This window comes from Nocardioides ferulae (genome assembly GCF_003660455.1).
Classification (GTDB): Bacteria; Actinomycetota; Actinomycetes; order Propionibacteriales; family Nocardioidaceae; genus Nocardioides; species Nocardioides ferulae.
The window spans coordinates 63,461-89,415 of record NZ_QZVR01000008.1; the positions used below are offsets into that span (position 1 = coordinate 63,461).

21 protein-coding genes are annotated in these 25,955 nt (G+C 73.2%); 18 read left to right on the top strand and 3 right to left on the bottom strand.

The window, feature by feature from the left end; translation table 11 throughout:
• Positions 1-10: 10 nt before the first annotated feature.
• Together D6B71_RS11715 and cofD are read right to left on the bottom strand one after the other, a co-directional pair.
• Entirely contained in the window at positions 11-985 is a 975-nt protein-coding gene (locus D6B71_RS11715; RefSeq protein WP_206051702.1) for a coenzyme F420-0:L-glutamate ligase, read from the bottom strand.
• Complete coding sequence (gene cofD, locus D6B71_RS11720; protein ID WP_121255229.1) at positions 982-1,980, bottom strand: 2-phospho-L-lactate transferase; 999 nt, start codon at positions 1,978-1,980, stop codon at positions 982-984. Before cofD ends, D6B71_RS11715 begins: the two co-directional genes overlap by 4 nt.
• A gap of 200 nt (positions 1,981-2,180) precedes the next feature.
• On the opposite strand from cofD, the gene D6B71_RS11725 reads away from it, so the two are divergent.
• From D6B71_RS11725 to D6B71_RS11735, 3 genes are all read left to right on the top strand, one after another.
• Positions 2,181-2,435 (top strand): WhiB family transcriptional regulator, encoded by a 255-nt coding sequence (locus D6B71_RS11725; RefSeq protein WP_121255231.1) that lies wholly within the window; start codon positions 2,181-2,183, stop codon positions 2,433-2,435.
• 193 nt (positions 2,436-2,628) lie between these two features.
• Positions 2,629-5,541 carry a glycosyltransferase family 2 protein gene (locus tag D6B71_RS11730; RefSeq protein WP_126688251.1) on the top strand — a complete coding sequence of 971 codons (2,913 nt, stop codon included), beginning with the start codon at positions 2,629-2,631 and terminating at the stop codon, positions 5,539-5,541.
• The gene (locus D6B71_RS11735; protein ID WP_126688252.1) at positions 5,538-6,944 is read left to right on the top strand and encodes a DUF5719 family protein; all 1,407 of its coding nucleotides are present in this window, start codon (positions 5,538-5,540) and stop codon (positions 6,942-6,944) included. Before D6B71_RS11730 ends, D6B71_RS11735 begins: the two co-directional genes overlap by 4 nt.
• A 19-nt stretch (positions 6,945-6,963) precedes the next feature.
• Here D6B71_RS11735 and D6B71_RS11740 read toward each other — a convergent pair whose 3' ends face one another.
• Complete coding sequence (locus tag D6B71_RS11740) at positions 6,964-7,350, bottom strand: metallopeptidase family protein (protein WP_121255237.1); 387 nt, start codon at positions 7,348-7,350, stop codon at positions 6,964-6,966.
• Between the two features lie 175 nt (positions 7,351-7,525).
• Here D6B71_RS11740 and D6B71_RS11745 point away from each other — a divergent pair, with 175 nt between their 5' ends.
• The 15 genes from D6B71_RS11745 to secA all read left to right on the top strand — a co-directional run bounded on the left by D6B71_RS11745 (position 7,526) and on the right by secA (position 25,872).
• Positions 7,526-7,897 carry a DUF3499 domain-containing protein gene (locus tag D6B71_RS11745; RefSeq protein WP_121255239.1) on the top strand — a complete coding sequence of 124 codons (372 nt, stop codon included), beginning with the start codon at positions 7,526-7,528 and terminating at the stop codon, positions 7,895-7,897.
• Between the two features lie 37 nt (positions 7,898-7,934).
• The gene (locus tag D6B71_RS11750; protein WP_121255241.1) at positions 7,935-9,308 is read left to right on the top strand and encodes a phosphomannomutase/phosphoglucomutase; all 1,374 of its coding nucleotides are present in this window, start codon (positions 7,935-7,937) and stop codon (positions 9,306-9,308) included.
• Positions 9,305-9,532, top strand: coding sequence for a Trm112 family protein (locus tag D6B71_RS11755; protein WP_240641345.1), 228 nt, complete (start codon positions 9,305-9,307; stop codon positions 9,530-9,532). The genes D6B71_RS11750 and D6B71_RS11755 overlap by 4 nt, the downstream gene beginning before the upstream one ends.
• Before the next feature lie 49 nt (positions 9,533-9,581).
• Positions 9,582-10,625 (top strand): SIS domain-containing protein, encoded by a 1,044-nt coding sequence (locus tag D6B71_RS11760; protein WP_121255243.1) that lies wholly within the window; start codon positions 9,582-9,584, stop codon positions 10,623-10,625.
• A 29-nt stretch (positions 10,626-10,654) separates the two neighbouring features.
• Positions 10,655-11,824, top strand: a complete 1,170-nt coding sequence (locus D6B71_RS11765; RefSeq protein ID WP_121255245.1) for an acyltransferase family protein — start codon at positions 10,655-10,657, stop codon at positions 11,822-11,824.
• A gap of 60 nt (positions 11,825-11,884) precedes the next feature.
• Entirely contained in the window at positions 11,885-13,012 is a 1,128-nt protein-coding gene (locus D6B71_RS11770; protein WP_121255247.1) for a DUF808 domain-containing protein, read from the top strand.
• A 96-nt stretch (positions 13,013-13,108) separates the two neighbouring features.
• Positions 13,109-14,551 carry an adenosylhomocysteinase gene (gene ahcY / locus D6B71_RS11775; protein ID WP_121255249.1) on the top strand — a complete coding sequence of 481 codons (1,443 nt, stop codon included), beginning with the start codon at positions 13,109-13,111 and terminating at the stop codon, positions 14,549-14,551.
• Between the two features lie 53 nt (positions 14,552-14,604).
• Positions 14,605-15,318 carry an MtrAB system response regulator MtrA gene (gene mtrA / locus D6B71_RS11780; RefSeq protein WP_121255251.1) on the top strand — a complete coding sequence of 238 codons (714 nt, stop codon included), beginning with the start codon at positions 14,605-14,607 and terminating at the stop codon, positions 15,316-15,318.
• 3 nt (positions 15,319-15,321) lie between these two features.
• On the top strand, positions 15,322-16,950 hold the full coding sequence (gene mtrB / locus D6B71_RS11785) for an MtrAB system histidine kinase MtrB (RefSeq protein ID WP_121255253.1): 1,629 nt from the start codon (positions 15,322-15,324) through the stop codon (positions 16,948-16,950).
• Complete coding sequence (locus D6B71_RS11790; RefSeq protein ID WP_121255255.1) at positions 16,928-18,637, top strand: LpqB family beta-propeller domain-containing protein; 1,710 nt, start codon at positions 16,928-16,930, stop codon at positions 18,635-18,637. Before mtrB ends, D6B71_RS11790 begins: the two co-directional genes overlap by 23 nt.
• A gap of 74 nt (positions 18,638-18,711) precedes the next feature.
• Positions 18,712-19,476: a ComF family protein gene (locus D6B71_RS11795; RefSeq protein WP_121255257.1), complete on the top strand. Its 765-nt coding sequence runs from the start codon at positions 18,712-18,714 to the stop codon at positions 19,474-19,476.
• Positions 19,477-19,930: 454 nt separating this feature from the next.
• The gene (gene hpf, locus D6B71_RS11800; RefSeq protein ID WP_121255259.1) at positions 19,931-20,557 is read left to right on the top strand and encodes a ribosome hibernation-promoting factor, HPF/YfiA family; all 627 of its coding nucleotides are present in this window, start codon (positions 19,931-19,933) and stop codon (positions 20,555-20,557) included.
• A gap of 140 nt (positions 20,558-20,697) precedes the next feature.
• Complete coding sequence (locus D6B71_RS11805; RefSeq protein ID WP_240641347.1) at positions 20,698-21,417, top strand: response regulator transcription factor; 720 nt, start codon at positions 20,698-20,700, stop codon at positions 21,415-21,417.
• A 319-nt stretch (positions 21,418-21,736) separates the two neighbouring features.
• Positions 21,737-22,948 (top strand): winged helix-turn-helix domain-containing protein, encoded by a 1,212-nt coding sequence (locus D6B71_RS11810; protein WP_121255261.1) that lies wholly within the window; start codon positions 21,737-21,739, stop codon positions 22,946-22,948.
• Positions 22,949-23,010: 62 nt separating this feature from the next.
• Positions 23,011-25,872: a preprotein translocase subunit SecA gene (secA, locus tag D6B71_RS11815; RefSeq protein ID WP_121255263.1), complete on the top strand. Its 2,862-nt coding sequence runs from the start codon at positions 23,011-23,013 to the stop codon at positions 25,870-25,872.
• The last annotated feature ends 83 nt before the right edge of the window (positions 25,873-25,955 follow it).

The window sequence follows — 25,955 nt, forward strand, 5'->3', positions numbered from 1 at the left end:
TCGGGCGAGTCTACGGAGTTGCCGGTCGCAACAAGTGCGGGTCGGCCGAATCCGGGGCCCAGCCGTGGGCGAAGGCCAGAGCCGCCAGGAGCCGCGGATGGGCGGCGGTCGGTGCCAGCAGGGCCTCCGTCGGCGAGTCCGCGTCGACGCTGACCGGGGCGGCTCCCAGGACGGCCGTCACGGCGGCCGCCATCTCGCCCGCGGTCGCGGGGGCGCCGAACGGCGGCCGGTCGACCGGGTCCCCGCGAAGCGCCCGCACGACCGCCTCGCGGGCGCCGTAACCGAAGAGGTCGCCACCCTCGCGACGGACGAGTGCCGCGGCCCCGGGGCCGTCCTCGCCGGCCGGGAGGACCAGGTCCTCGCGGCCCCGGACGACGGCGAACGGGCGGGCGCCGAGCTTGCCGGTGGCGAGCTCGGCCAGGCCCGCGATCTCGTCGGCGACCGCGGGCGCGGTGACCGCGAGCTCGTTGCCGTGCCGGTCACGTCGTCCGGCGAAGTCCTCGAGCACCACCAGCCCGGCGGCACCGACGGCGATGTCGGTCTGACCCTCCCGCCAGGCCCGGCCGGCGGTGTCGGTGACGACGACCCCCACGTTGCGGCCGGTGCGCCCGAGGAGGGCGGCGCGCAGCCGCCGGGCGGAGCGGTCCGGGTCCTCCGGGAGCAGCACCACGTGCCCCGACGCCACGTTCGAGGCGTCGATGCCGGCGGCCGCCATGGTCAGCCCGAGCCGGTTCCGCACGATCGTGGTCGCACCGCGCCGGGCCACGACCCGCACGGTCTCTGCGGGCAGCGCCTCGTCGCGGGTGCCCGGCCGGACGCGTCCTTCGGCCTTGCTGACCACCTTGCTGGTCACCACCACCACGTCGCCGTCGAGCAGGTCGACGAGGGGGCCGACCAGCGCGGCCAGGTCGTCGCCGGCGCGCACCTCGGGCACCCCGTCGGGTGCGAAGACCTCCAGGCGGCCCCCGGCCCGCTCGTCGCTCACCCGGCCACCAGCTCGACCGCGGCGCGGGCCATCGCGGCGGTCGCGTCGTCGTCGGTCATCATCAGCGGCACCGCGCCGGCGCGCAGACCGGCCGCGGTCAGCTGCGCCAGCTGGTCGGCGTCCCGCTCGTCGATGAGCCAGCCGTCGAGGACCCCGCCGTCGGCGCGCGCCCCGTAGTGGCGGCCGACCGCGCCCGCGGTCACCTCGACTCCGATCGCGCTCAGCATCTGCTCGGCCATGCCGCGCACGTGGGCGCCGCCGACGATCGGCGAGATGCCGACCACCGGGGCCGCCGTGTCCGCCAGCGCCTCCCGCAAGCCCGGGACCCCCAGGATCGTGCCGATCGAGACGACCGGGTTCGAGGGCGGCAGCAGCACCAGGTCGGCCTCGGCGATGGCCTCGACCACGCCGGGGGCGGGGGAGGAGTCGTCGAGCCCGACCACGACCACCGCCTCGGCCGGGACCTCGGCCCGCAGCCGCACCCAGTACTCCTGGAAGTGCACCACCCGGCGCCCGCTGGGCGAGTCGGGGTCGGCGATGGCGACGTGGGTCTCGACGCGGTCGTCGGTCATCGGCAGCAGGGTGACGCCCGGCTGCCAGCGCCGGCACAGCGCGCCGGTCACCTGGGAGAGCGAGTAGCCGGCGTCCAGCATCTGCGTGCGGACCAGGTGCGTGGCCACGTCGCGGTCGCCGAGCCCGAACCAGGTCGGCTCCACGCCGTACGCCGTGAGCTCCTCGCGGATGCTCCAGGTCTCCTCGCGCCGTCCCCAGCCCCGCTCGCGGTCGATGCCCGCGCCGAGCGTGTACATGACGGTGTCGAGATCGGGGCAGACCTTCAGGCCGTGCACCCACCAGTCGTCGGCGGTGTTGGCGACGACGGTGACCTCGGCATCGGGGGCCACTCCCGGCAGGTCGCCCCGGCGGAGGCCGTGCAGCAGGCCCTGCAGGAAGCGGGCTCCGCCCATGCCTCCGGAGAGCACGGTGATGTTGCGCATGGCACCACCTTCTCGTACCCGCCGGGTAGTCCACCTGGGTGGTCCGAGGAGGCCATACCAGATCCGGGCTTGACTTGGCGTGTACGACAGGCATGTAATTCCCACAGTGTTCTTCGCCGGTTCCGAGGGAGTGGCCCGGCGGAGCAGAAAGGGCCCACGGGGGCGACCGCCCGCGGGGTCGGGTCGAAAGGGCGGGTGCCGTGAGAGAACTCTTTCTCCTCGACGGGAGCGCCGAAGACCCGGGTTGGCAGGAGCGCGCGCTGTGCGCTCAGACCGATCCGGAGGCGTTCTTCCCGGAAAAGGGAGGGTCGACAAGGGAGGCCAAGAAGGTCTGCCTCACCTGCGAGGTCCGGACCGAGTGTCTGGAGGCCGCGCTGATGAACGACGAGCGATTCGGCATCTGGGGTGGCCTCTCCGAGCGGGAGCGTCGCAAGCTGAAGAAGCGGGCCGTCTGAGCCCTGCGCGCTCGCGCACCGAGACACGTCGCGCTGTGCCCCGTCACCGGTCGGTGACGGGGCACACGCGTCTGTACGGCGAGGGGTCACTGGTTCACGCGGTTTCGCGGCGTGTCGCGGAACGATCGACCCCTCGCGCGGCGCTTCGCCGCGGTTCGGAGCCGTGCCCTGCTCCGGGCTAGGGTTCCGCAACGTGTCCGCTCCCACCGCCTCCGTCGCCGCGGTCCTCGTGAGCCACGACGGCGCCCGGTGGCTGCCGGCGGTCCTCGACGGACTGTCCGGCCAGCGGGCGCGCCCGGCCCGCATCGTCGCGGTCGACACCGGCAGCAAGGACGGCAGCGCCGAGCTGGTCGAGGCCGCGCTGGAGTCGTGGCGAGCGTCCGGCCTCGAGCCGGCGACCGCCGAGCTGCTCCGCGTCCCCTCCGCCACGTCCTTCCCGGCGGCGCTGGAGCTCGCGCTGGAGGCGCTCGACCAAACGCCGGGCGAGCCCTGCGAGTGGGTGTGGCTGCTGCACGACGACGCCAACCCCGACCCCGCGGCTCTCGAGGAGTTGCTCGCCGCCGCCGCCCAGCACCCCGACGCCGACGTGCTGGGCCCCAAGCTGCGCGAGTGGCCCTCGCTGCGCAGGCTCCTCGAGCTCGGCGTGACCATCTCCGGCACCGGTCGGCGCGAGACCGGCCTCGAACGAGGCGAGTACGACCAGGGCCAGCACGACGAGGTCCGCACCGTGCTCGCCGTCAACACCGCCGGCATGCTGGTCCGCCGGAGCGTGCTCGACGAGCTCGGGGGGCTCGACCCACGACTGCCGATGTTCGGCAACGACCTCGACTTCGGCTGGCGCGCGGCCGCGGCCGGACACCGCGCGATCGTGGTGCCCCAGGCGGTGGTCTTCCACGCCGAGGCCGCGCACCGAGGCGTCCGGCGCACCCCGCTGACCGGGCGGCACACGCACTACCACGAGCGCCGCGCGGCCCTGTGGACGCTGCTGGTCAACTCCAGGGGCAGGGCACTGCCGTTCCAGACGGTCCGGCTGGCGCTCGGCACGCTGCTGCGGATGCTCGGATTCCTGCTCGTCCGGTCGGTCGGCGAGGCGCTCGACGACCTGGCCGCCCTCGTCTCCGTCTACTCCCGGCCCGGCGAGGTCCGCGCGGCGCGCCGGGCCCGCGCCCCCCTGCGGCGGGTGCCCCCCGAGCAGCTGCGGCCGCTCCTCGCTCCGGCCTGGGTTCCCTACCGGCACGGCCTGGACTTCGTCGGCGACCTGGTCTCCGCGGTGACCGACCAGGCGGCCGACGTCGCCGAGCGCCGCCGGGCCGCCGCGGCCGAACGCGACCCCTCCTCCTTCGCGGCTCAACGGCTGGCCGCTGCCGAGGACGACGAGGCGCCGGAGGTCGACTCCGGCCTCGTCGCCCGCTTCCTGACCAACCCGGTCGCGGTGCTGCTCGCGCTGGTGGTCGTCGCGCTGGTGGTCGGTGCCCGCGAGGCGTTCGGCTCGGTCGCGGGGGGCGGCCTCTCGCCGGCCCCACCGGCAACGGGTGACTGGTGGCGGCTCTACCTGGAGTCCTGGCACCCGCTGGGCCAGGGCACCGACGTCCCCGCGCCGGCGTACCTGCTGCCCCTCGCGCTGCTGGCCAGCCTCCTGGGAGGGCCCGAGCACGCGGTGAGCGCCGTTCTGGTGCTGGCCGCACCGGTGGCGCTGTGGGGAGGCTGGCGGTTCCTGCGGGTGGTCGGCCGGCTGGTCTCTCTCCGCGGTGCCCCCCGGTGGCTGCTGCTCTGGGGAGCCACCGCCTACGCCCTGGTCCCCGTCGCCGCAGGTGCGTGGAGCGACGGCCGGCTCGGCCCGGTGGTGACGGCGGCGGTGCTGCCCTGGCTGGCCCATGCGGCGCTCGGCTTCGCCGACCCCGAGCCGGACCGGCGCTGGAGGGCGGCCTGGCGCAGCGGACTGCTGCTCGCCCTCACCACCGCGTTCTCGCCGGTCGCCTGGCTGCTGTGCGCCCTGCTGGCCGGTGTCGTGGTCACCGCGGCCCTGGTGATCCTGCGGGGATCCGCGCCGGATCGATCCGTCTGGGCCCCGCCTGCACTGGCGGTCGCGGTCGTTCCGCTGCTGCTGGCGCCCTGGTGGCTGCCCGCGCTCCTGCACGGCGCCGGCGAGGGTCTGCTGCTCGAGCCTGGCACGCTGCCCTCCCCGGAGCTCGACGGGCTCTCCCTGCTCACCGGCCGGCTCGCGGGGCTGGGCGCGCCGGCCTGGGTCGGCGCGATCCCGGCGCTGCTGGCCGTGCTGGCCCTGCTGCCTCGAGCGACCCGGGTGCCGGTGCTGGTGTGCTGGGTGGTCGCGCTGGTCGTGAGCGGCACCGCAGCCGGTCTCGCCCTGGTCGGCTGGGAGCTGCGGGCCACCAGCACCCCGCCCGGGCTGGGCTTCCTCGTGGTGGTGCTGCACGGCACCTTCATCGTGGCGACGGTGGCCGGCGCCCAGGGGGCGCTCGCGGCGCTGCCCGGCCGGACGGCCTGGCGCCGGTGGGTGCTCGGTGCGCTCGTCACCGGCGCAGCGATCACGCCGCTGGCCGGGCTCGGCTGGTTCCTCGCCGGCGACCACGGCCGGCTCGTCGACGAGGGCGACACCGACATCCCGGCCTACATGGCGCAGAGCGCGCTGCAGGGCGACGCGCACGGCATCCTCGTGCTGCGGGGCAGCGTCGAGGAGGGGCTCGACTACACGGTGCGGCGCGGTGACGGGCTGACGCTCGCCGAGGACGAGGTCCTCGCGCTCACCGACGAGGACGCCGGGTTCACCGCCGACGTCCGCTCCCTGGTGTCGCGCCCCTCGCCGGCGCTGGTTCGTTTGCTGGCCGACCACGGCGTCGAGCACATCCTGCTGCCGGCTCCGGCCGAGCCCCGGGTCGCCGCCTCGCTCGACGCCACCACCGGGCTGGCACAGGCGAGCACCGAGGACCGCGCGGACCGGGCCTGGCGCCTCGAGCGGCCGCTGTCCGACGAGGCCCTCGACGGGCCGCGCGACTGGTTGCGGCTGGTGCTGCTGGCGGTTCAGCTGGTGGCCCTGCTCGCCGCGCTGGTGCTCTGCGCCCCCACCACCGAACGGAGACGACGGTGACCTCCCTCCCGCCTTCGTCGCAGCCTGCCTCCCCGGGTCGGCGCAGCGCACGTCGCGCCACCGGCGGCGCACGACGCCCGGACCTGACCGTGGTGCTGGGCGTGCTGCTCCCGGTCGCGACCCTGGGCATCGCGTCGCTGGTCACCGCCGCGCCCCCCGGCGCCACGCCCCGGCCGCCCGAGCGCAGCGCCCTCACCACCTCGACGCTGGTCTGTCCCTCGGCCACCGAGCGCACCACCCAGGTGGGCGTCGCCTCCACCGAGCCCGAGGTCAGTGGCGAGGTCACCGTCGGCGGCGCGGAGCCGCTGGCGGTCGCCAGCGGCAGCGTGGCCGAGACCGATCGCGACGACGCGGTGGTGCTGTCGGGAGCCGACACCACCGCGCCGGGCCTCGTCGCGAGCCGGATCGTCGCCCCACCCCTCGCCGCCGCCGGCTGTGCCGCCCCGGACGCCGACGTGTGGTTCACCGGGGTCGGTGCCGCCGCTCGGCGGGCCTCGGTCCTCGAGCTGGTCAACCCCGACGCCGGAGCGGCCGTGGTCGACGTCAGCCTGCACAGCGGTCGAGGCATCGTCGACGCCCCCGAGCTGCGCGGCCTCACCGTGCCCGGCGGCGAGACCCTCCGCGTCGACCTGGCCGAGCGGGTGCCGCGGCGCGGCGAGCTGGCCCTGCACGTCGTCACGGCGCGCGGACGGGCCACGGCGTTCGTCGAGAGCCGCGACGACCCCCTCGGCCGCGGCGGGGTCAGCCGCGACTGGGTGCCGGCCCAGACCACGCCCGCCGAGGACCTGCTGCTGCTCGGCGTGCCGGACGGCGCGGGGGAGCGGACCCTGACGATCGCCAACCCCGGCGACGACGAGGTCCGCGCCCAGGTGCGGTTCGTCACCGACGACTCCGTCTTCGCGCCCGACGGTCTCGAGGAGGTCCGGGTGCCTGCCCAGGGCGTCGCCCGGGTGGCGCTGGCCGGCCTCCTCACCGGCGCCGGAGACGTGCTCGGGCTCGGCGTGGAGGCCTCGGGCCCGGTCACCGCCACGCTGCGATCGGTGGCCGACGGCGACCTCGCGCTCACCGTCCCCGGTTCCCCGCTCGAGGACCCGACGGCACTCGTGGTGCCGGCCGGAGAGAAGCGGCTCCTCCTCGCCGGGGCCGACAGCACCGGCGCGGTCAGCTATGTGGCCCGCTCCGCCGACGGGGAGAAGCTCGCCGGCGACCGGGTCGAGATCGCGCCGGACCGCGGCCTGTCGATCAAGCTCCCCCGCGGGGCGGTGCTGGTCGAGCTCACCCAGCACGGCACCACCGTGGTCGGCGCGGTCCTGGCCGCCGCCGCGGGCTCCAGCACCGTGCTGCCGCTGTCCACGCCGCAACGGGAGTTGCTGGTGCCCGACGTGCGTCCCGGGCTGCCCTGACTCCCTGCCGGCCCGCCGCTCAGCTGCCCGGTTCGTAGCGCGGGTCGACCTGCTCGGCGTCGATGCCGAGCAGCTCGGCGACCTGCTCGACCACCACGGTCAGCACCATCGCCTCGAGCTCGGCGCGGCCCTCGCAGCGGTGCTCGATCGGCCTCCGGAACACCACCAGCCTGGTGGGGCGGCGCCCGCTTCCCCGCACCAGGGACGAGAGGGGGACCGTGACCGAGTCCCAGTCGTCGGGTACCTGGGGGGCGTCCTCGACGGCGTACTCGACCAGGCCCAGCCGGTCGTGCCAGCGGCTCTCGATCTCCTCCACGACCGAGAGCACCAGGTCGTCGAAGCGCTCCCGGCGGGTGCGTTGGGCCGGGCTGCCCGGACGGTCGGGGAAGACGCCGGGCCCGCGCATGCCGCGGCCCCGACGATCGCGCGCGCGCCGGCCGGGCCGGGCACCCGGGGGGCCGGTCGGCCCGACCCGGGGGACCCGCAGCGGCCCCGGGCCCGGGCCCTGCGTCGTACCACCCACGTCGTCCACGCCGCGAGCCTAATCCGGAGGGGGAGTCCCGAGAGGTACCGTTCCCGGCGTGAGTCCCGCCCGTCGCTGTTCGCGCACTGCCTGTGGCCGGGCCGCGGTGTCCACGTTGACCTACGTCTACGCCGATCAGACCGCGGTCCTGGGCCCGCTGGCGACCTACGCCGAGCCGCACGCCTACGACCTCTGCGACCTGCACAGCGACCGGCTCTCCGCACCCCGCGGCTGGGAGGTGCTGCGGCTGGCTCGCGACACCGCGGCGGCCGGGCCCAGCAACGACGACCTGCTCGCGCTGGCGGACGCCGTCCGCGAGGCGGCCCGGCCGGCTCCCGCGGCGCGGTTGGCGCCGGTCGACGAGGTGGAGCGTCAGGGCGGCCGCGAGACCGGCCGCAAGGGCCACCTGCGCATCCTCACCAGCGACTGACGCACGGCTGGTCCGGCGCGACCGATAGGGTCGGGCCATGGCCGACACCCTCGACCCGGCGAACATCGCGGCCGTCTTCAAGGCCTACGACGTCCGCGGCACCGTGCCCGACCAGCTCGACGAGCAGCTGGCCCGCGCGACCGGCCGGGCCTTCGTCCGAGTGCTGGGCGCCGACACCGTCGTCGTCGGACAGGACATGCGCCCCAGCTCCCCGGGAATGGCCGGTGCCTTCGCCGACGGTGCCACCGAGGCCGGCGCCGACGTCGTCATGATCGGCCTGGCCTCCACCGACCAGCTCTACTTCGCCTCCGGCCACCTCGGCCACCCCGGCGCGATGTTCACCGCCAGCCACAACCCCGCCCAGTACAACGGCATCAAGCTGTGCCGGGCCGGTGCGCTGCCGGTGGGTTCGGAGACGGGGCTCGGCGAGATCCGCGACCTGGTGGCTTCCGGCCGGTTCGACCCGGCTCCGCTGCGGGGCTCGATCACCCACCACGACGTGCTCGAGGCGTACGCCGCGCACCTGCTGTCGCTGGCGCCGGTCGCCGGCCGGCGGCTCCGGGTCGTCGTGGACGCCGGCAACGGGATGGCCGGCCACACCGCACCCGCCGTCTTCGCCCGGTTGGCCGAGGTCGTCGACCTGGTCCCGATGTACTTCGAGCTCGACGGCTCCTTCCCGAACCACGAGGCCAACCCGATCGAGGCCGCGAACCTCGTCGACCTCCAGCGCCGGGTGCTCGAGGAGGGTGCCGACGTGGGCCTGGCCTTCGACGGCGACGCGGACCGCTGCTTCCTGGTCGACGAGCGCGGCGAGGCGGTCTCCCCGTCGACGCTGACCGCCCTGATCGCCGCCCGGGAGCTGGCCCGGCACCCCGGCTCGACGGTGATCCACAATCTGATCACGAGCCGGGCAGTGCCGCAGATCGTCGCCGAGCTGGGCGGCACGCCGGTGCGCACCCGGGTCGGGCACTCCTACATCAAGGCGACGATGGCCGAGACCGACGCGGTCTTCGGCGGCGAGCACAGCGGCCACTTCTACTTCCGCGACTTCTGGCGCGCCGACTCCGGCATGCTCGCCGCGCTGCACACGCTGGCGGCGCTGGCCGAGACCGAGGTGCCGCTCTCGGGGCTGCTCGCCGACTATGCCCGCTACCCGCTCAGCGGCGAGATCAACTCCACCGTCGAGGACCAGGCGGGCATGCTCGCCGAGCTCGAGGCCGAGTGGGGCGGCCGCGACGGCGTCATCGTCGACCACCTCGACGGGCTCACCGTCGCCCACGCCGACTGGGCCTTCAACGTGCGCCCGTCGAACACCGAGCCGCTGCTGCGGCTCAACGTCGAGGGTCGCGACGACGCGACCATGGAGCGGGTGCGCGACCAGGTGCTCGCGCAGATCAGGAGGACCCGATGACCGAGCAGACCCCCCAGCCCGCCGACCGGGCAGGCGGCAGCGGACCGCTGGGGCTGGACCCCGACCTGCTCGCGATCATCGTGTGCCCGCAGTGCCACGGTGAGCTCGAGGCCACCGACGAGGGTGCCCCCGAGCTGATCTGCCGGGGGGAGTGCGGACTCGCCTACCCGGTGCGCGACGGCATCCCGGTGCTCCTGGTCGACGAGGCCCGCACCCCGGCCTGAGCCGGCACCACCTGCGACAGCCCACCTGGGGAAGAGGACGGCGTACGTCATGGCGATGAGGTTCGACGAGTCGCGGCTCGACGACGAGACCGCGCTGGCCGCGGCCGACCTGCACCTGCGGACGCTGGCCGAGGCCGGCGCCCGGGTCCGCCGCGAGGCCGCGGCGTCGGCGGAGGCGACGGCCGAGGCGGTCCGGCACAGCCAGGAGCTGGACCGTCCGCGTGCGGTGATCGCGGCCGGACCGGACTCGCGGCTGCTGCGTGCGGTGCTCGAGCCGTGGTGCCCGGTGCCGTTCGTGGCCTGGCCGGGACCGGCCCTGCCCGGGTGGGCGGGCAGCCTCGACCTGGTCGTGGTGCTCGCCCCGGACGGCGCCGACGCCGGCACCGCCTCGGCGGTGGCGGAGGCGGTACGCCGTGGCTGCCAGGTCGTGGTCGCCTGCCCGCCGGGCTCGACGGTCGCCGAACACGCCGCGGGGCGATGGAGCACGATCCTGCCCACGACCACTCGCGACCAGCTCGCGACGGCCGTGGTCATGCTCGGCTATCTCGAGCGGGTCTCCCTGGGCCCCAAGGCCGATGCCGAGGAGGTGGCCGACGCCCTTGACGAGGTGGCGATCAGCTGCTCCCCGGGCCGGGACCTGTCGGTCAACCCGGCGAAGACGTTGGCGATCGCGCTGGCCGACGCCAACCCCCTGGTGTGGGGCGGCTCGGTGCTCGCGGCCCGGGCGGCCCGGCGGGTCGCGGAGGCGGTGCGCCAGTCGAGCGGGCGGACCGCGCTGGCCGGCGACGCCGAGCACCTGCTCCCGGTGATCCGGGCCGCGCGTCCCCGCGACGTCTTCGACGACCCCTTCGCCGAGGCGCCTGCCGAGGTGCGGCCGATGCTGGTGATGCTCGACGACGGGGCGGACGACGCGGTGCTGCGCGAGCAGCGCGGCCGGCTGCTGACCGCGGCGGCCGAGCGCGGCGTGCGGGTGCAGACCGTGACCAGTGCCTCGCCCAGCGCCGATCCGTGCGAGATCGCGCGCTACGCCTCGCTGCTGGCCAGCGGCACCTGGGCGGCGGCGTACCTCAGCCTGGGCCTGGTCGACGACTAGTCCCGCCCCACTTCGGGTACCCCCGACGGGTGCCCCACGTGATCACCCCTGCCACACCCCCCGCGTCGCCGGCAGCCCCGGCGGCGGCGTCCCGTGCCGAGGCGAGGCCGGCCCGGCCGACGCGCGACCCGTGGTTCGACAACGCGAAGATGGCGTTGGTGCTGCTCGTGGTCGTCGGCCATGCCTGGACGCTGCTACCGCAGACCGAGCTGAACGCCCGCCTCTACGACTTCCTCTACGCCTGGCACATGCCGGCGTTCCTGGTGGTCACCGGCTACCTGTCGCGCAGCTTCACCTGGGAGCGCACCCGGCTGGTCAGGCTCGTCTCGACGGTCGCGGTGCCCTACGTGCTCTTCGAGGCCGCGATGGCGGTGTTCCGGGTGCACGTCGGGGGAGAGGAGCTCGACGACCTGTGGCGCGATCCGCACTGGCCGATGTGGTTCCTGGCGGCGCTCTTCTTCTGGCGCCTGCTCACCCCGGTCTTCCGACCGCTGCGCGGCGGGCTCCCGCTGGCGGTCGCGGTCAGCCTCGCCGGCGGTCTCTGGGCGACCGACACGCTCGACCTAGCGCGGGTGATGGGCTTCCTGCCGTTCTTCGTGCTGGGGCTGAAGATGACCCCCGAGCGGTGGGAACGGCTGCGCCGCCCGGCGGCGAAGGCGGCAGGGGTGGTGGTGCTGCTCGCCGTGTGGGCGCTCAGTGCGCACACGGACCGGTGGGCCGCCACCGAGTGGCTCTACTACCGGGCGCGCTACGACGAGCTGGCCGCCTCCGACACCGAGGCGTTCCTGATCCGGGCGGTGCTGCTCGCCGTCGGCGTCGCCGGTGCCCTGGCCTTCCTCGCCCTGGTGCCGCGCCGGGGCGGCTGGTTCGCGCGGATGGGGGCCTGGACGCTGGTCGTCTATCTCTTCCACGGGTTCGCGGTGAAGGGGGCGCTGTACGCCGGCTACGCCGACCTCGCCGCACGGTTCCCGGTGGGGTCGCTGGTGCTGACCTCCGTGCTGGGCGCCGGCCTCGCGCTGCTGCTCGCCTGGCGGCCGGTGGCGACCCGGCTGGAGCCCCTGGTCGACCCGGTCGGTGCGGTGCAGCGGCGTCTCGAGCACGCGCACGCCCTGCGCGAGGCCGCGATCGAGGCAGAGGTGCTCGCGGACGCGGTCGATCAGGCCACCTCGGCGCGTGAACCGGCCCCGGCCGGACAGTAGGGTTCTCGCCGTGACCGACCGACCTGACCCCACCGCGCACCGCCACGAGAGGCTGCGCGCGTGAGCGCCGGCCTGTTCGGTCTGCTCGACGACGTGGCGGCGATCGCCCGCATCGCCGCGGCGTCGGTCGACGACGTCGGTGCCGCTGCCGGCCGCGCCAGCGCCAAGGCCGCCGGGGTGGTGGTCGACGACACCGCCGTGACCCCGCAGTACCTCCACGGCTCGCCGGCCAAGCGCGAGCTGCCGATCATCAAGCAGATCGCGATCGGCTCGCTGCGCAACAAGCTGCTCTTCATCCTTCCCGCGGCGGTGCTGCTGGGTCAGTTCCTGCCCTCGCTGCTGCCCGTCATCCTCATCTTCGGCGGCGGCTTCTTGGCCTACGAAGGGGCGCACAAGGTCCACGAGAAGCTCACCGGCCACCACAGCGAGGCCGACGAGCAGGTCGCCACCCAGGGTGAGCTCACCCCCGAGCACGAGGCGCAGACGATCGTCGGTGCGATCCGCACCGACTTCATCCTCTCCGCCGAGATCATGGTGATCGCGCTCAAGGAGGTCGTCGGCTCCGACCCCGACGCCGGCATCTGGATGCGCGCCGCGGTGCTCGCCGTGGTCGCGGTGTTCATCACGATCCTCGTCTACGGCGTGGTGGCACTGATCGTGAAGATGGACGACGTCGGCCTGCACCTGACCACGAGGTCCTCGGGGCTCTCGCAGCGGGTCGGGCGCGGACTGGTCGGCGCGATGCCGCGCCTGCTCACGGGCATCTCGTTGATCGGCACGCTCGCCATGCTGTGGGTCGGCGGCCACATCTTCCTGGTCAGCCTCTACGAGATCGGAGGCCACGACGGTCTCCTGGAGAACACCGCGCTCGGCGACGCGCTGCACGCGCCCTACGACCTGGTGCACCACTGGGAGGGCGACGTCCACGACGCGGTGGGCGGAGCGGCCGGCGGCATCGCCGGCTGGCTGGTCAACACCGTGCTGTCGGCGATCGTCGGCCTGGTGGTCGGCGCCGCGGTTCTCGGCGCGCTGCGGCTGCTCGGCATCGGTGGCAGCCACGGGGACGAGCACGGGAGCCAGCACGGCAGCCAGCACGGAGACGGTGGCCTCGACACCGCCGGGACCGGCGACCACAGCGAGAAGGAGCAGGGCGCCACCGGTGCGCCCGAGGATTCCCCGAATCGGTGACCCGGGTCATAGCCTCTTCCCTGTCTGCGTGGGAGATCCCGACGACGCACAGACGTGCGGCGCAGGCCGGCTCCACCCCGATCCAGGAGACAACCGATGGACTTCAAGGTCGCCGACCTCAGCCTGGCCGACTACGGCCGCACCGAGATCCAGCTCGCCGAGCACGAGATGCCCGGCCTGATGGCGATGCGCGAGCGCTACGGCGACGCCAAGCCGTTGGCCGGCGCGCGGATCGCGGGTTCGCTGCACATGACGATCCAGACCGCGGTGCTCATCGAGACCCTCGTGGCGTTGGGCGCCGAGGTGCGCTGGGCCTCGTGCAACATCTTCTCCACCCAGGACCACGCCGCCGCCGCCGTCGCGGTCGGCCCCGAGGGCACCCCCGACCAGCCGAAGGGCGTCCCGGTGTTCGCCTGGAAGGGCGAGACGCTGGAGGAGTACTGGTGGTGCACCCGGCAGATCCTCGACTGGGGCAACGACCAGCCGAACATGATCCTCGACGACGGTGGCGACGCCACGCTGCTGGTGCACCTCGGCGTCCAGGCCGAGAAGGCCGGCAGCGCGCCTGACCCGGCGACGGCGACCAGCCACGAGCAGAAGGTCATCTTCGAGGTGCTCAACGAGCAGCTCGCGGCGAACCCGTCGTACTGGACCCCGAAGGCGAACGCGATCAAGGGCGTCACCGAGGAGACCACCACCGGTGTCCACCGCCTCTACGACATGATGCGCGAGGGGTCGCTGCTGTTCCCGGCGATCAACGTCAACGACTCGGTGACCAAGTCCAAGTTCGACAACAAGTACGGCTGCCGTCACTCGCTCGTCGACGGCATCAACCGGGCCACCGACGTGTTGATCGGCGGCAAGGTCGCCGTCGTCTGCGGCTACGGCGACGTGGGCAAGGGCTGCGCCGAGTCGCTGCGCGGCCAGGGCGCCCGAGTCGTGGTCACCGAGATCGACCCGATCTGCGCGCTGCAGGCCGCGATGGACGGCTACCAGGTCACCACGCTCGAGGACGTCCTCGAGGTCGCCGACATCATCATCACCGCGACCGGCAACCGCGACGTGGTCACGGTCGAGCACATGACCCGGATGAAGCACCAGGCCATCGTCGGCAACATCGGCCACTTCGACAACGAGATCGACATGGCCGGTCTCGAGTCATACCCCGGCGTCGTTCGCAAGAACGTCAAGCCGCAGGTCGACGTGTGGACCTTCCCGGGCGCCGACGGCCGCGACGCCCACTCGGTGATCGTGCTCTCCGAGGGCCGGCTGATGAACCTCGGCAACGCCACCGGCCACCCGTCGTTCGTGATGTCGAACTCGTTCACGAACCAGGTGCTGGCCCAGGTCGAGCTGTTCACCAAGCCCGAGGAGTACCCCGTCGGGGTCTACGTGCTGCCCAAGCACCTCGACGAGGAGGTCGCCCGGCTGCACCTCGGCGCGCTCGGCGTCAAGCTGACCACGCTCTCCGAGGGGCAGGCCAGCTACCTCGGCCTCGACGTGGCCGGCCCGTACAAGCCGGACACCTACCGGTACTGAGCTCTCGCCGAGCCTCCCCCCGGAGGATCGGCGGACTGGCAGACTTGGAAGACATGAGCACGACCACCGGGCAACCGCCCGAGCCTCCGGCCAAGGGACGCATCCTCGTCGTCGACGACGATGCGTCCCTGGCCGAGATGCTCACGATCGTGCTGCGCCAGGAGGGCTTCGACAGCCGCATGTGCACCCGCGGCGACCTGGCGCTCGACGAGTTCCGCGACTACCGCCCCGACCTGGTGCTGCTGGACCTGATGCTGCCCGGCCGGGACGGCATCGACGTGTGCAAGGAGATCCGGGCCGAGTCGGGCGTGCCGATCGTGATGCTCACCGCCAAGGGCGACACCGTCGACGTGGTCGTGGGCCTCGAGTCCGGTGCCGACGACTACGTCGTCAAGCCGTTCAAGCCCAAGGAGCTGATCGCGCGCATCCGGGCCAGGGTGCGGCGCTTCGACACCAGCACGGTCGAGACCCTGACGGTGGGCGACCTGATCATCGACGTGGCCGGCCACTCGGTGACCAGGGGCGGGGCGCCGATCCCGCTCACCCCGCTCGAGTTCGACCTGCTGGTGTGCCTGGCCCGCAAGCCGTGGCAGGTGTTCACCCGCGAGGTGCTGCTCGAGCAGGTGTGGGGCTACCGGCACGCGGCCGACACCCGGCTGGTCAACGTGCACGTGCAGCGGCTGCGCTCCAAGGTCGAGCACGACCCCGAGAACCCCGAGATCGTGCTGACCGTGCGCGGCGTCGGCTACAAGGCCGGGAACGCCTAACCGATGGCGCGCGGCGGCCCGCGCGGCGGCGCCTTCCGCCGGCTCCCCGCGGGGGTACGCCGGGCGCTGACGTTCTGGCGCCGCTCCATCCAGGCGCGGGTCGTCGCCAGCACCGTCGTGCTGTCGGTCGTGGTCGTCGGGATCGTCGGCTGGTTCCTGCTCCAGCAGACCCGCGAGGGCCTGCTGGACCACCGCGTCGACGCGGTGCTCGCCGAGGTCGGCGACGAGATGACCGAGGCCAGGTCCCGGCTTGCCGCGGCGTCCGGCGTCGAGCTCGACGCCGCCAGCCAGCAGCGCGAGCTGGTCGAGCCGATCATCGTGCGCGGCGAGACCAGGGGGTTCAGCGTGGTGCTGGTCGGCTCGGTCGAGGACGGGGTGACCGGCCTCGACGACGGCGGCGCGAAGTTCACCGCCGGCCTCGACCTCGACAGCGTCCCGCCGTCGCTGCTGGAGCACTTCGGCGAGGTCGCGCCCACCGCGTGGTCCTACACCCGGCTCCGCGCCGTCGACGGGGACGGCGACGCGGTGGAGGGGCCCGGCATCGCGGTCGGCTCACAGGTCAAGCTGCCCGCGGACGACGAGACCTACACGCTCTACTTCCTGTTCCCTCTCGACGAGGAGGAGGAGACCCTGGCCCTGGTCACCCGGGCCCTGCTGACCGCCGCGGCGCTGCTGGTGGTGATGGTCGCCGGCATGACCTGGCTGGTCACCCGTCAGGTGGTCACCCCGATCCGGATGGCCCGCAAGGTCGCCGAGCGTCTGGCGGCCGGGCGGCTGCAGGAACGGCTGAAGGTCTCCGGTGAGGACGACCTGGCGCGGCTGGCGACCTCGTTCAACCAGATGGCCACCAACCTCCAGCGTCAGATCCGCCAGCTGGAGGAGCTCAGCCGGGTTCAGCGCCGGTTCGTCTCCGACGTCTCCCATGAGCTGCGGACCCCGCTGACCACGGTGCGGATGGCCGGCGACGTGCTCCACGACGCGCGCGGCTCCTTCGACCCGGTGACCGCCCGGGCCGCGGAGCTGTTGCAGACCGAGCTGGACCGGTTCGAGACGCTCCTGGTCGACCTGCTCGAGATCAGCAGGTTCGACGCGGGCGCGGCCGTGCTGGACGCCGACGACGTCAATCTCGTCGACGTCGTGCATCGCGTGGTCGAGAGCACCCGGCCGCTCGGCGAGCGCCGCGACGTCCAGGTCGTGGTCCGCGACCCCGACCATCCCTGCCTCGCCGAGGCCGACGTCCGCCGGGTGGAGCGGATCGTGCGCAACCTGGTCACCAACGCGATCGACCACGCCGAGTCCGGCGACGTGGTGATCACCGTCGCCGGCGACGACCACGCGGCCGCGGTGACCGTGCGCGACTACGGCGTCGGCCTGGCGCCCGGCGAGTCGGCGATGGTCTTCAACCGGTTCTGGCGCTCAGACCCCGCCCGTGCTCGCACCAGTGGCGGCACCGGCCTGGGGCTGTCGATCTCGCTCGAGGACACCCATCTGCACGGTGGCTGGCTGCAGGCCTGGGGCCGGCCCGGTGTCGGAGCCCAGTTCCGGCTCACGCTGCCCCGCCGCGGCGGGGCGGCGCTGCGGCGCAGCCCGCTGCCGCTGGTGCCCGAGGATGCGCAGGAGCCGGTCCGGTGAGCGGCCGTCGCACGCGTCTACCCCGGCCGGGCTCACGGCTGGTCGCGGCGCTGCTCGTGGCCGGGCTGACGGCGAGCACAGCGGCATCTACATCGACCCTCGGCCTCCGCAACAGGGCCAGTCGGCGACCGAGACCGTGCAGGGGTTCCTGGAGGCGATGACGGCCACACCGATCCAGGCCAACGTGGCGCGCCAGTACCTCGCCGCCGATGCCCAGGCGTCCTGGGACCCCGAGCTGGGCACGATCACCTACGACGACGCCTCGCCGCCGAGGGGCAGCCGGACGGTCTCGGTGCGGCTCACCGGCGGCAACGCCCTCGACGCCGTCGGCGCCTGGGAGGGACCGCTCTCGCGTCCAGGCTCGGTGCTGAGGTTCCCGATGACCGTCGAGAAGGGCGAGTGGCGCATCACCCGCGCTCCCGACGCGCTGATCGTCCCCGAGGGCTGGTTCGAGCAGCGCTACCGGCAGGTCTCGCTCTACTACTTCGACCCCTCGGCGCGGGTGCTGGTGCCGGAGCCGGTGTTCGTGCCGCGCGGCGACCAGCTCGCCACCGCCCTGATCCGCGGACTGCTGCGCGGCCCGAGCCGCGCCCTCAGCCGGGTCGTGACCACCTTCATCCCCCCGGGACTCGAGAGCGGGCTGTCGGTGACCGTCGACGCCGGCGTGGCCGAGATCGCCCTCGCCGGCAATCCCGGTCAGCTGTCGGTCGAGACCAACGAGCTGATACTGGCCCAGCTGGCGTGGACGCTGCGCCAGGAGCCCGGCATCACGGCCCTGCGGGTCACCGTCAACGGTGAGCCGCTGCGGATGCCCGGTGGCGCGTCGGAGTACGACGTGACGGCGCCGGCGGCGTACGACCCGACCGGCTTCCAGGTGAGCACCCTGCTCTACGGACTGCAGGAGGGGCTCCTGGTCTCCGGCACTCCCGAGACCCTGGCCCCCGTCGACGGCCCGTTCGGGCGCCAGGAGTACGGCGTCGTCGACATCGGCGTCAACCTCGACGCCAGCCGGGTCGCCGCGGTGTCCGCGGACGGCTCGGCGCTGCTGGAGGGGCCGGTCACCGGCGACGAGCCCGTGGCCACGCTGGTCTCCGGCGGCACCGACCTCGCCCGCCCGGCCTGGGACTTCGCGGGACGGATGTGGCTGCTGGACCGCCGCGTGGGCGGCGCCGCGTTCTCCTACATCCGCGACGGGCGGCAGCGCGAGCTGACGGTCCCGGGCATCTCCGGGCAGCGGGTGACCTCGTTCCTGGTCTCCCGTGACGGGTCACGCCTGGCCGCGGTGGTGCGGCGCTCGCGCCAGGACGTGGTGCTGATCAGCCGGCTCCGGTACGACGGCCGGGGGCGGGTGCTCGGGGCCACTCCCGCCGAACGGGCCTCCTGGTCCGGGTCGGGGCTCCTCCGCGCGCGCAGCCTGACCTGGCTCTCCCCGACCACGCTCGCGGTGCTGCACCGGCTGGTGCGCAACCAGTTGCAGGTGCGCACGATCTCGGTGGACGGCGCCCCGGTCAGCCAGGAGGGGGTCGCGCAGTCGCTGCTGACCGGCGTGCGCGCCCTCGTGGGGTCGCCGAAGACGGCGAACAGCCTCTACGCCCTCACCGGCGACAGCCTGCTCGACCTCTCGACCGCCAACGGCGTGGAGCTCGGGCTCGAGCCACCGGTCGACGTCCTGCACTACGCAGGCTGACCGGCTCGGCGGTTCTCCCCAGCTCGCGGTGCCCGGGGTTGCGGCCCGCTTGGGCTGGGTGGTCGGCTTCGGGAGTGCCGGCCCACCGCCACCCACCCGCCGGCGTCCGGGACGCCGCGCTCGACCTGCTCCTGGGCGGGAGCTGCGTCGGCTGCGCGCGTCCGGGCCGGCTGCTGTGCCGCCCCTGCGCGGACACCCTGCCCGACCGGCCGCGGCTGGCGCGCCTGGTGCCCGCGCCGCCGGGCCTCGCCCCCGCCTGGGCCGCGGCGGAGTACGACGGGCTGGTACGGGCGATGGTGCTCGGCCACAAGGAGCGCCGGCTGCTGGGCCTGCGCGTGCCGCTGGCGGCGCTGCTCGGCGACGCGGTGACCGCGCTGCTCGCCGGCGGCGAGCCGGCCGCCCGCACCTCGGCCGGTCCGGTGCTGCTGGTTCCGGTGCCGTCACGGGCCGCCTCCCTGCGCAGTCGGGGCCACGACCCGACCGGCGCCATGGTCCGGGCGGCGGCCGCTCGGTTGCGGTGGGCGGGAGTCCCGGCCGGGGCAGCGGGGCTGCTGCGGCTGCGCCCCGGCGTGGTCGACCAGGCCGGGCTCGACGCGGGGGAGCGGGCCCGCAACCTGGCCGGGTCGATGTGCTGCCCCAGCCCGCGCCTGCGCCGGTGGGCGAGGCGGCTGACGCCGGCCCGGTCGGCGCAGGCCGCGCCGGTCCGGGTCGTGGTGTGCGACGACGTGCTCACCACCGGCGCCACCGCCCGCGAGGCGCAGCGAGCTCTGGAGGCCGTCGGCCTGCGCGTGAGCGGCATCGCCGCGGTCGCGGCGACCCGTCGGCGTACCGCGAGCTGATCCGCGCCAGTCCCTCGGACCGGACACATGCCCTTGGTCCCTTTTGTGGGAGCGGTGCGCGCACTAACGTCTGGTTATGGAGTCCGTCCGGGTCCGTGGTTGCGTCGTCTCGGTGCTGCAGGTCCGGGCACAGGGGCGGCTAGCCGATGCCAGTCGCAGGCGAAACGGCCCACGTAAGCCATCCGGTGTTCCGGGTGGTGATCACGGTGCGGCTTAGAGGTAAGCCCTGCCTCGTCCTCCCCGTCAGATACGGGGATCGTCGGGAGAAGGCCAGTAGTGGCAGAGAAGCTGCGAACGCTTCAGCAGGCGGTTGTGGGGTCGAAGACCAGGTCGGCCGGGCGGACTCCTTCATCCGTGCCCAGGTGGGTACCAGGGCACGAAGGCCCGAACATGCGCATGCCCGCGAGCGGGTGGCGCACGGGTCTGGCAACCAACTGTTCAACGGGAGGTTCTGATGGAAGTTGTGGTCACCGGACGGAATTGCGAGCTGTCCGAGCGGTTCCGCAGTCACGCCGCCGACAAGCTGGCCCGGCTGGAGAAGCACGACCACCGCATCATGCGGGTGCACGTCGAGGTCGTCGCCGAGCCGAACCCGCGCCGGTCGGAGCTGGGTGTGCGCGTGGAGCTGACCGCCTTCTCCAAGGGCCCGGTCATCCGGGCGGAGGCCGCGGCCGAAGACAAGATGGGAGCCCTCGATCTCGCGTTGGACAAGATGGCCGCCCAGATGCGGCGGGCCGCCGATCGGCGGCGCGTGCACCGCGGTCAGAAGACGCCGGTCTCGGTCGGCCAGGCGCTCGCCGGGGGCGGCGTGGTCGCCGCCCCGCCGGAGGACGAGGCCGAGGAGGGCACCCTGGAGCGCCAGGTCGGCCCGATCACCGTCACCGGTGACGGACCGCTCGTGGTCCGGGAGAAGACCCACCCCGCCTCGCCGATGACGCTCGACCAGGCGCTCTACGAGATGGAGCTGGTCGGCCACGACTTCTACCTGTTCGTCGACAAGGAGAGCCGTCGCCCCTCGGTCGTCTACCGGCGGCGCGGCTACGACTACGGGGTGATCTCGCTGGATCTCGACGCGGAGTGACCGATTCGGGGTGAGCCGACGGCTCGCCCGGGCAGGGGCCGGCGGGACACCGCCGGCCCCTGCCGCGTCCTGGCGGGTGGGACGCCATGGTCCGTTCGGGCCACCCGGGCTGGCCCCGGATGGTCTCGTTGACACCGCCCGTGTGCTCCATTCGTGCGATGATGCTCGACGTGGTCGAGAACATGGCGCAGGCCGAGCCCAAGGGCGAGCCGATCCGGGTGCTCGTGGTCGACGACCAGGAGCTGTTCCGTCGCGGGCTGACGATGCTCCTGGCGGTCGAGCCCGGCATCGAGGTGATCGGCGAGGCCGGCGACGGGGTGGAGGGCACCACGCTGGCCAGCACCGCCGCGCCCGACGTCGTGCTGCTCGACGTGCGCATGCCGAAGCGCTCCGGCATCGAGGCCTGCCGCACCATCAAGGAGTCGGTGCCGTCGGCGAAGATCATCATGCTCACGGTCTCCGACGAGGAGGCCGACCTCTACGAGGCGGTCAAGAGCGGTGCCTCGGGTTACCTGCTCAAGGACTCCTCGATCGAGGAGGTCGCCCAGGCCGTCCGCGTGGTCGCCGACGGCCAGTCGCTGATCAGCCCGTCGATGGCGGTCAAGCTGATCGACGAGTTCAAGCAGATGTCGCGCCCCGAGCGCGAGCACGTGCCTGGGCTGCGTCTCACCGAGCGCGAGCTCGAGGTGCTGCGCCTGGTGGCCCGGGGCATGAACAACCGCGAGATCGCCCGCGAGCTCTACATCAGCGAGAACACCGTCAAGAACCACGTGCGCAACATCCTGGAGAAGCTGCAGCTCCACTCCCGCATGGAGGCGGTCATGTATGCCGTCAAGGAGAAGCTGCTCGATCTGCCGTGACGCCCGGGATGCACGCTGGCGGCGTTGTCGGCGCTCGACGGCCAAACCCGGGCCGCCTTCGCACCTCCGCCTTGCCATCGCACGCCCCGGACGCCACGGACCCGTAGCGGCGGAGCCGCGACGGCAGATCATCGGTGGTCGAGCGAGCGGCACGGCTGAGCCTGCGAAGCCGTGACCCGCGTGTCGAGACCCGGTGACGTGCCCGCCGACAGCGACCAGGTCACGCCCGGCGCGGGAGCAGGGGTCTCGACTCGCGTCGTCGCCGGCGCTCCTCGCTCGATCGGCGGCGCCTGTCGGCACGGCCCACTAGCCTCACGCCATGTCGTCGAGCGTGCAGTCGCTGGGCCGCGCCCAGGCGCGGCGCATCGCCCTGGCCGCGCAGGGTTTCACCGACCCGCCTCACGCGGTCCCGACGATGCGCACCCTGACCCGCGCCGTGCAGCGCACGGGCGTGCTGCAGGTCGACTCGGTCAACGTGGTGCAGCGGGCCCACCTGGTCCCGCTCTACTCCCGCATGGGCGGCTACGACGTCGACCTGCTGCGCCGGGCCTCCTCCGGCCGGCGCCGCCGCCTGGTGGAGTACTGGGCCCACGTCCAGGCGCTGATGCCGGTCGAGCTGTGGCCGGTCATGCAGCACCGCATGGAGCACTACCGCTCGCGGCGCCACAAGTGGTTCAGCTCCCTCGACCTCTCCCTGGAGTCCTCGCTGCTGGCCGAGGTCCGCGAGCGTGGCGCCTGCACCGCCCGCGACCTCGACGACGGGCTGCCTCGCGCCAAGGAGCACTGGGGCTGGAACTGGTCGGAGACCCGCAAGGTCCTCGACTACCTCTACATGGTCGGCGAGCTGGCCATCGCCGGCCGCAACAGCCAGTTCGAGGTCCGCTACGACCTGCCCGAGCGGGTGCTGCCCCCCGAGGTGCTGGCGCTGCCGACCCCCGGCCCCGACGACGCGGCCCGCGAGCTGGTCCGTCGAGCGGCCCGGTCCCACGGGGTGGCGACACCGCGCTGCCTGCGCGACTACTACCGCATGTCCGCGGCCGCCACCCGGCGCGCCGTCGCCGAGCTGACCGAGGAGGGCGAGCTGGTGCCGGTCACCGTCGAGGGCCGCCCGGCCTATCTGCACCGCGACGCCCGGCTGCCCCGCCGGGTGGCGGCCCGGGCCCTGCTCAGCCCGTTCGACCCCCTGGTGTGGGAGCGCGAGCGCACCGAGTGGCTGTTCGGCTTCCGCTATCGCATCGAGATCTACGTGCCCGAGGCCCAGCGGGTGCACGGCTACTACGTGCTGCCGTTCCTGTCCGGCGACCGGCTCACCGCCAGGGTCGACCTCAAGGCCGACCGTCGCGCCCTGGGCGGGGCCGGGCGGCTGCTGGTCCGCGCGGCGTACGCCGAGGCCGACGCCCCGCCCGAGGTGGCGGCCGAGCTCGCTGTCGAGCTGGCCCGGTTCGCCGGGTGGCTGGGGCTGGCCGAGGTCCGGGTCGAGCCGCGCGGCGACCTGGCCGCCCCGTTGGCAGCCGAGCTGCCGTCTGGTTAGGGCGCGCTTCGCGCCGTGGGTAGAGTGGCGCCGCACTCACCACCCCTAGGAGCAACCCCACCGTGCCTGCGATCATCGACAAACTCCTCCGCATCGGCGAAGGCAAGATCATTCGCCAGCTCGAGTCGATCGTGGCGGCCGTCAACGCGATCGAGGACGACTTCGTCGCGATGTCCGACGAAGAGCTCCAGGGCATGACCGAGGAGTTCAAGAAGCGGCTGGCCGACGGCGAGACGCTCGACGACCTCATGCCGGAGGCGTTCGCCACCGCCCGTGAGGCCTCGAAGCGGGTCCTGGGCATGCGGCCGTTCGACGTCCAGGTGATGGGCGGCGCCGCGCTGCACCTCGGCAACATCGCCGAGATGAAGACCGGTGAGGGCAAGACGCTGGTCGCCGTGCTGCCGGCCTACCTCAACGCGCTCACCGGCCGCGGCGTGCACGTGGTCACGGTCAACGACTACCTGGCCAAGTTCCAGTCCGAGATGATGGGCCGGGTCCACCACTTCCTGGGCCTCACGGTCGGCGTGATCCTGCCCGAGATGCGGCCGGCGCAGCGCCGCGAGGCCTACAACTGCGACATCACCTACGGCACCAACAACGAGCTGGGCTTCGACTACCTGCGCGACAACATGGCCAGCTCGATCGAGGAGTGCGTGCAGCGCGGTCACCACTACTCGATCGTCGACGAGGTCGACTCGATCCTGATCGACGAGGCGCGCACCCCGCTGATCATCAGCGGCCCCACCCAGGACGAGGTGAAGTGGTACGGCGAGTTCGCCAAGATCGCCCGGGGCCTGGTCAAGGACGTCGACTACGAGGTCGACGAGAAGAAGCGCACGATCTCGGTGCTCGAGCCGGGCATCACCAAGGTCGAGGACCATCTCGGCATCGACAACCTCTACGACTCGGTCAACACCCCGCTGATCTCGTTCATGAACAACTCCATCAAGGCCAAGGAGCTGTTCCGCCGCGACAAGGAGTACGTCGTCCAGGACGGCGAGGTGCTCATCGTCGACGAGCACACCGGCCGGATGCTCGCAGGCCGTCGCTACAACGACGGCCTGCACCAGGCGATCGAGGCCAAGGAGGGCGTGCAGATCCGCGAGGAGTACCAGACCCTCGCCACGGTGACCCTGCAGAACTACTTCCGGCTCTACGAGAAGCTCTCCGGCATGACCGGCACGGCGATGACCGAGGCCAGCGAGTTCGACAAGATCTACAAGCTCGGCGTGGTGCCGATCCCGACCAACAAGCCGATGGCCCGCGTCGACCAGCCCGACCTGGTCTACCGCACCGAGGAGGCGAAGTACGACGCGGTCGCCGAGGACATCGCCGAGCGGCACCGCAAGGGCCAGCCGGTCCTGGTCGGCACCGTCTCGGTGGAGAAGTCGGAGTACCTCTCCGACAAGCTCAAGCGCCAGGGCATCCCGCACAGCGTCCTGAACGCGAAGGTGCACGCCGACGAGGCCAAGATCGTCGCGATGGCCGGCCACCGGGGCGCGGTCACCGTGGCGACGAACATGGCCGGTCGAGGCACCGACATCATGCTCGGCGGGTCGGTGGAGTTCCTGGCCGACCAGGAGCTGCGCAAGCAGGGGCTCGAGCCCACCGGTGAGTCCGCCGAGGAGTACGAAGCCGCCTGGCCGGCGATGGTCGAACGGATCAAGGAGCAGGTGGCGGCCGAGCACGAGCAGGTCCGCGAGCTCGGCGGCCTCTACGTCATCGGCACCGAGCGCCACGAGTCGCGGCGCATCGACAACCAGCTGCGCGGCCGGTCCGGCCGTCAGGGAGACCCGGGGGAGTCCCGGTTCTACCTCTCGCTGCAGGACGAGCTGATGCGGCTGTTCAAGTCCGACTGGGTCGACCGCATCCTGCAGGTGCTCAAGATCCCCGACGACGTCCCGATCGAGAACAAGCGGGTCACCAGCGCGATCGCGAATGCGCAGGGGCAGGTCGAGTCGCAGAACTTCGAGTCGCGCAAGAACGTGCTCAAGTACGACGACGTGATGGACCGCCAGCGCAAGGTGATCTACACCGAGCGCCGTCGGGTGCTCGAGGGCGCCGACCTGCGCGAGCAGATCCGCACCTTCATCGACGACGTCGTGGCGGGCTACGTCGCCAGCCACACCCAGGGTCTGCCGGACGAATGGGAGCTCGAGCAGCTCTGGACCGAGCTCAAGCAGTTCTGGCCGCTGTCGTTGGAGCTCGCCGAGCTCGAGGAGCGGGCGGGTGCGGCCGGCAGCCCCGACGCCGACGCGCTGGTCGAGGCGCTGCGCGCCGACGCGCACGCGGCCTACGACCGTCGCGAGGCCGAGATGGGCGAGGAGGTCATGCGCGAGCTCGAGCGGCGGGTGATCCTCTCCGTGCTCGACCGCAAGTGGCGCGAGCACCTCTACGAGATGGACTACCTGCGCGAGGGCATCTATCTGCGCGCCTACTCCCAGCGCGACCCGCTGGTGGAGTACCAGCGCGAGGGCTTCGACATGTTCGCCGCGATGATGGACGGCATCAAGGAGGAGGCCGTCGGCTTCCTGTTCAACCTCGAGGTCCAGGTCGAGGAGGCGCCGCCGTCCCCGGCGGAGTCGGTCGGCTTGCAGCCGGGGTTCGAGATGCCGGTCACCGACGCTGCGGCCGAGGAGGCCCCGGCGCCGGAGCGGCAGGGCGCCCAGATGCGTCCGGTGATCAGCTCGAAGATCAAGGCCAAGGGCCTCGACCGCCCCAAGACTCCGCAGAAGCTCGCCTACTCCGCGCCCAGCGAGGACGGCGAGGTCGAGGTCACGGGTGCCCCCGCCGCCGCCGAGGAGGACGAGTTCGCCGGGGTGGGCCGCAACGACCGCTGCCCTTGCGGGTCGGGCAAGAAGTTCAAGCAGTGCCACGGCGCCCCCGGTGGGCCCACGGGGATGACCACGCGCGTCAACGGCTGATCGGTCGGCGCTGACCTGCCACTCGTGGTGGGTGTGGCGGCGCTGACCTGCCGGTCGTGGTGGGTGTGGTGGCGCTGACCTGC

Bases quoted from the DNA above. Each gene is read 5' to 3' on its own strand.
- cofD (WP_121255229.1), bottom strand. From the start codon at position 1,980: ATGCGCAACATCACCGTGCTCTCCGGAGGCATGGGCGGAGCCCGCTTC.
- D6B71_RS11740 (WP_121255237.1), bottom strand. From the start codon at position 7,350: ATGCGCGGGCCCGGCGTCTTCCCCGACCGTCCGGGCAGCCCGGCCCAA.
- D6B71_RS11750 (WP_121255241.1), top strand. From the start codon at position 7,935: ATGGCCGACACCCTCGACCCGGCGAACATCGCGGCCGTCTTCAAGGCC.
- D6B71_RS11755 (WP_240641345.1), top strand. From the start codon at position 9,305: ATGACCGAGCAGACCCCCCAGCCCGCCGACCGGGCAGGCGGCAGCGGA.
- D6B71_RS11760 (WP_121255243.1), top strand. From the start codon at position 9,582: ATGGCGATGAGGTTCGACGAGTCGCGGCTCGACGACGAGACCGCGCTG.
- ahcY (WP_121255249.1), top strand. From the start codon at position 13,109: ATGGACTTCAAGGTCGCCGACCTCAGCCTGGCCGACTACGGCCGCACC.
- mtrA (WP_121255251.1), top strand. From the start codon at position 14,605: ATGAGCACGACCACCGGGCAACCGCCCGAGCCTCCGGCCAAGGGACGC.
- mtrB (WP_121255253.1), top strand. From the start codon at position 15,322: ATGGCGCGCGGCGGCCCGCGCGGCGGCGCCTTCCGCCGGCTCCCCGCG.
- D6B71_RS11790 (WP_121255255.1), top strand. From the start codon at position 16,928: ATGCGCAGGAGCCGGTCCGGTGAGCGGCCGTCGCACGCGTCTACCCCG.
- hpf (WP_121255259.1), top strand. From the start codon at position 19,931: ATGGAAGTTGTGGTCACCGGACGGAATTGCGAGCTGTCCGAGCGGTTC.
- D6B71_RS11810 (WP_121255261.1), top strand. From the start codon at position 21,737: ATGTCGTCGAGCGTGCAGTCGCTGGGCCGCGCCCAGGCGCGGCGCATC.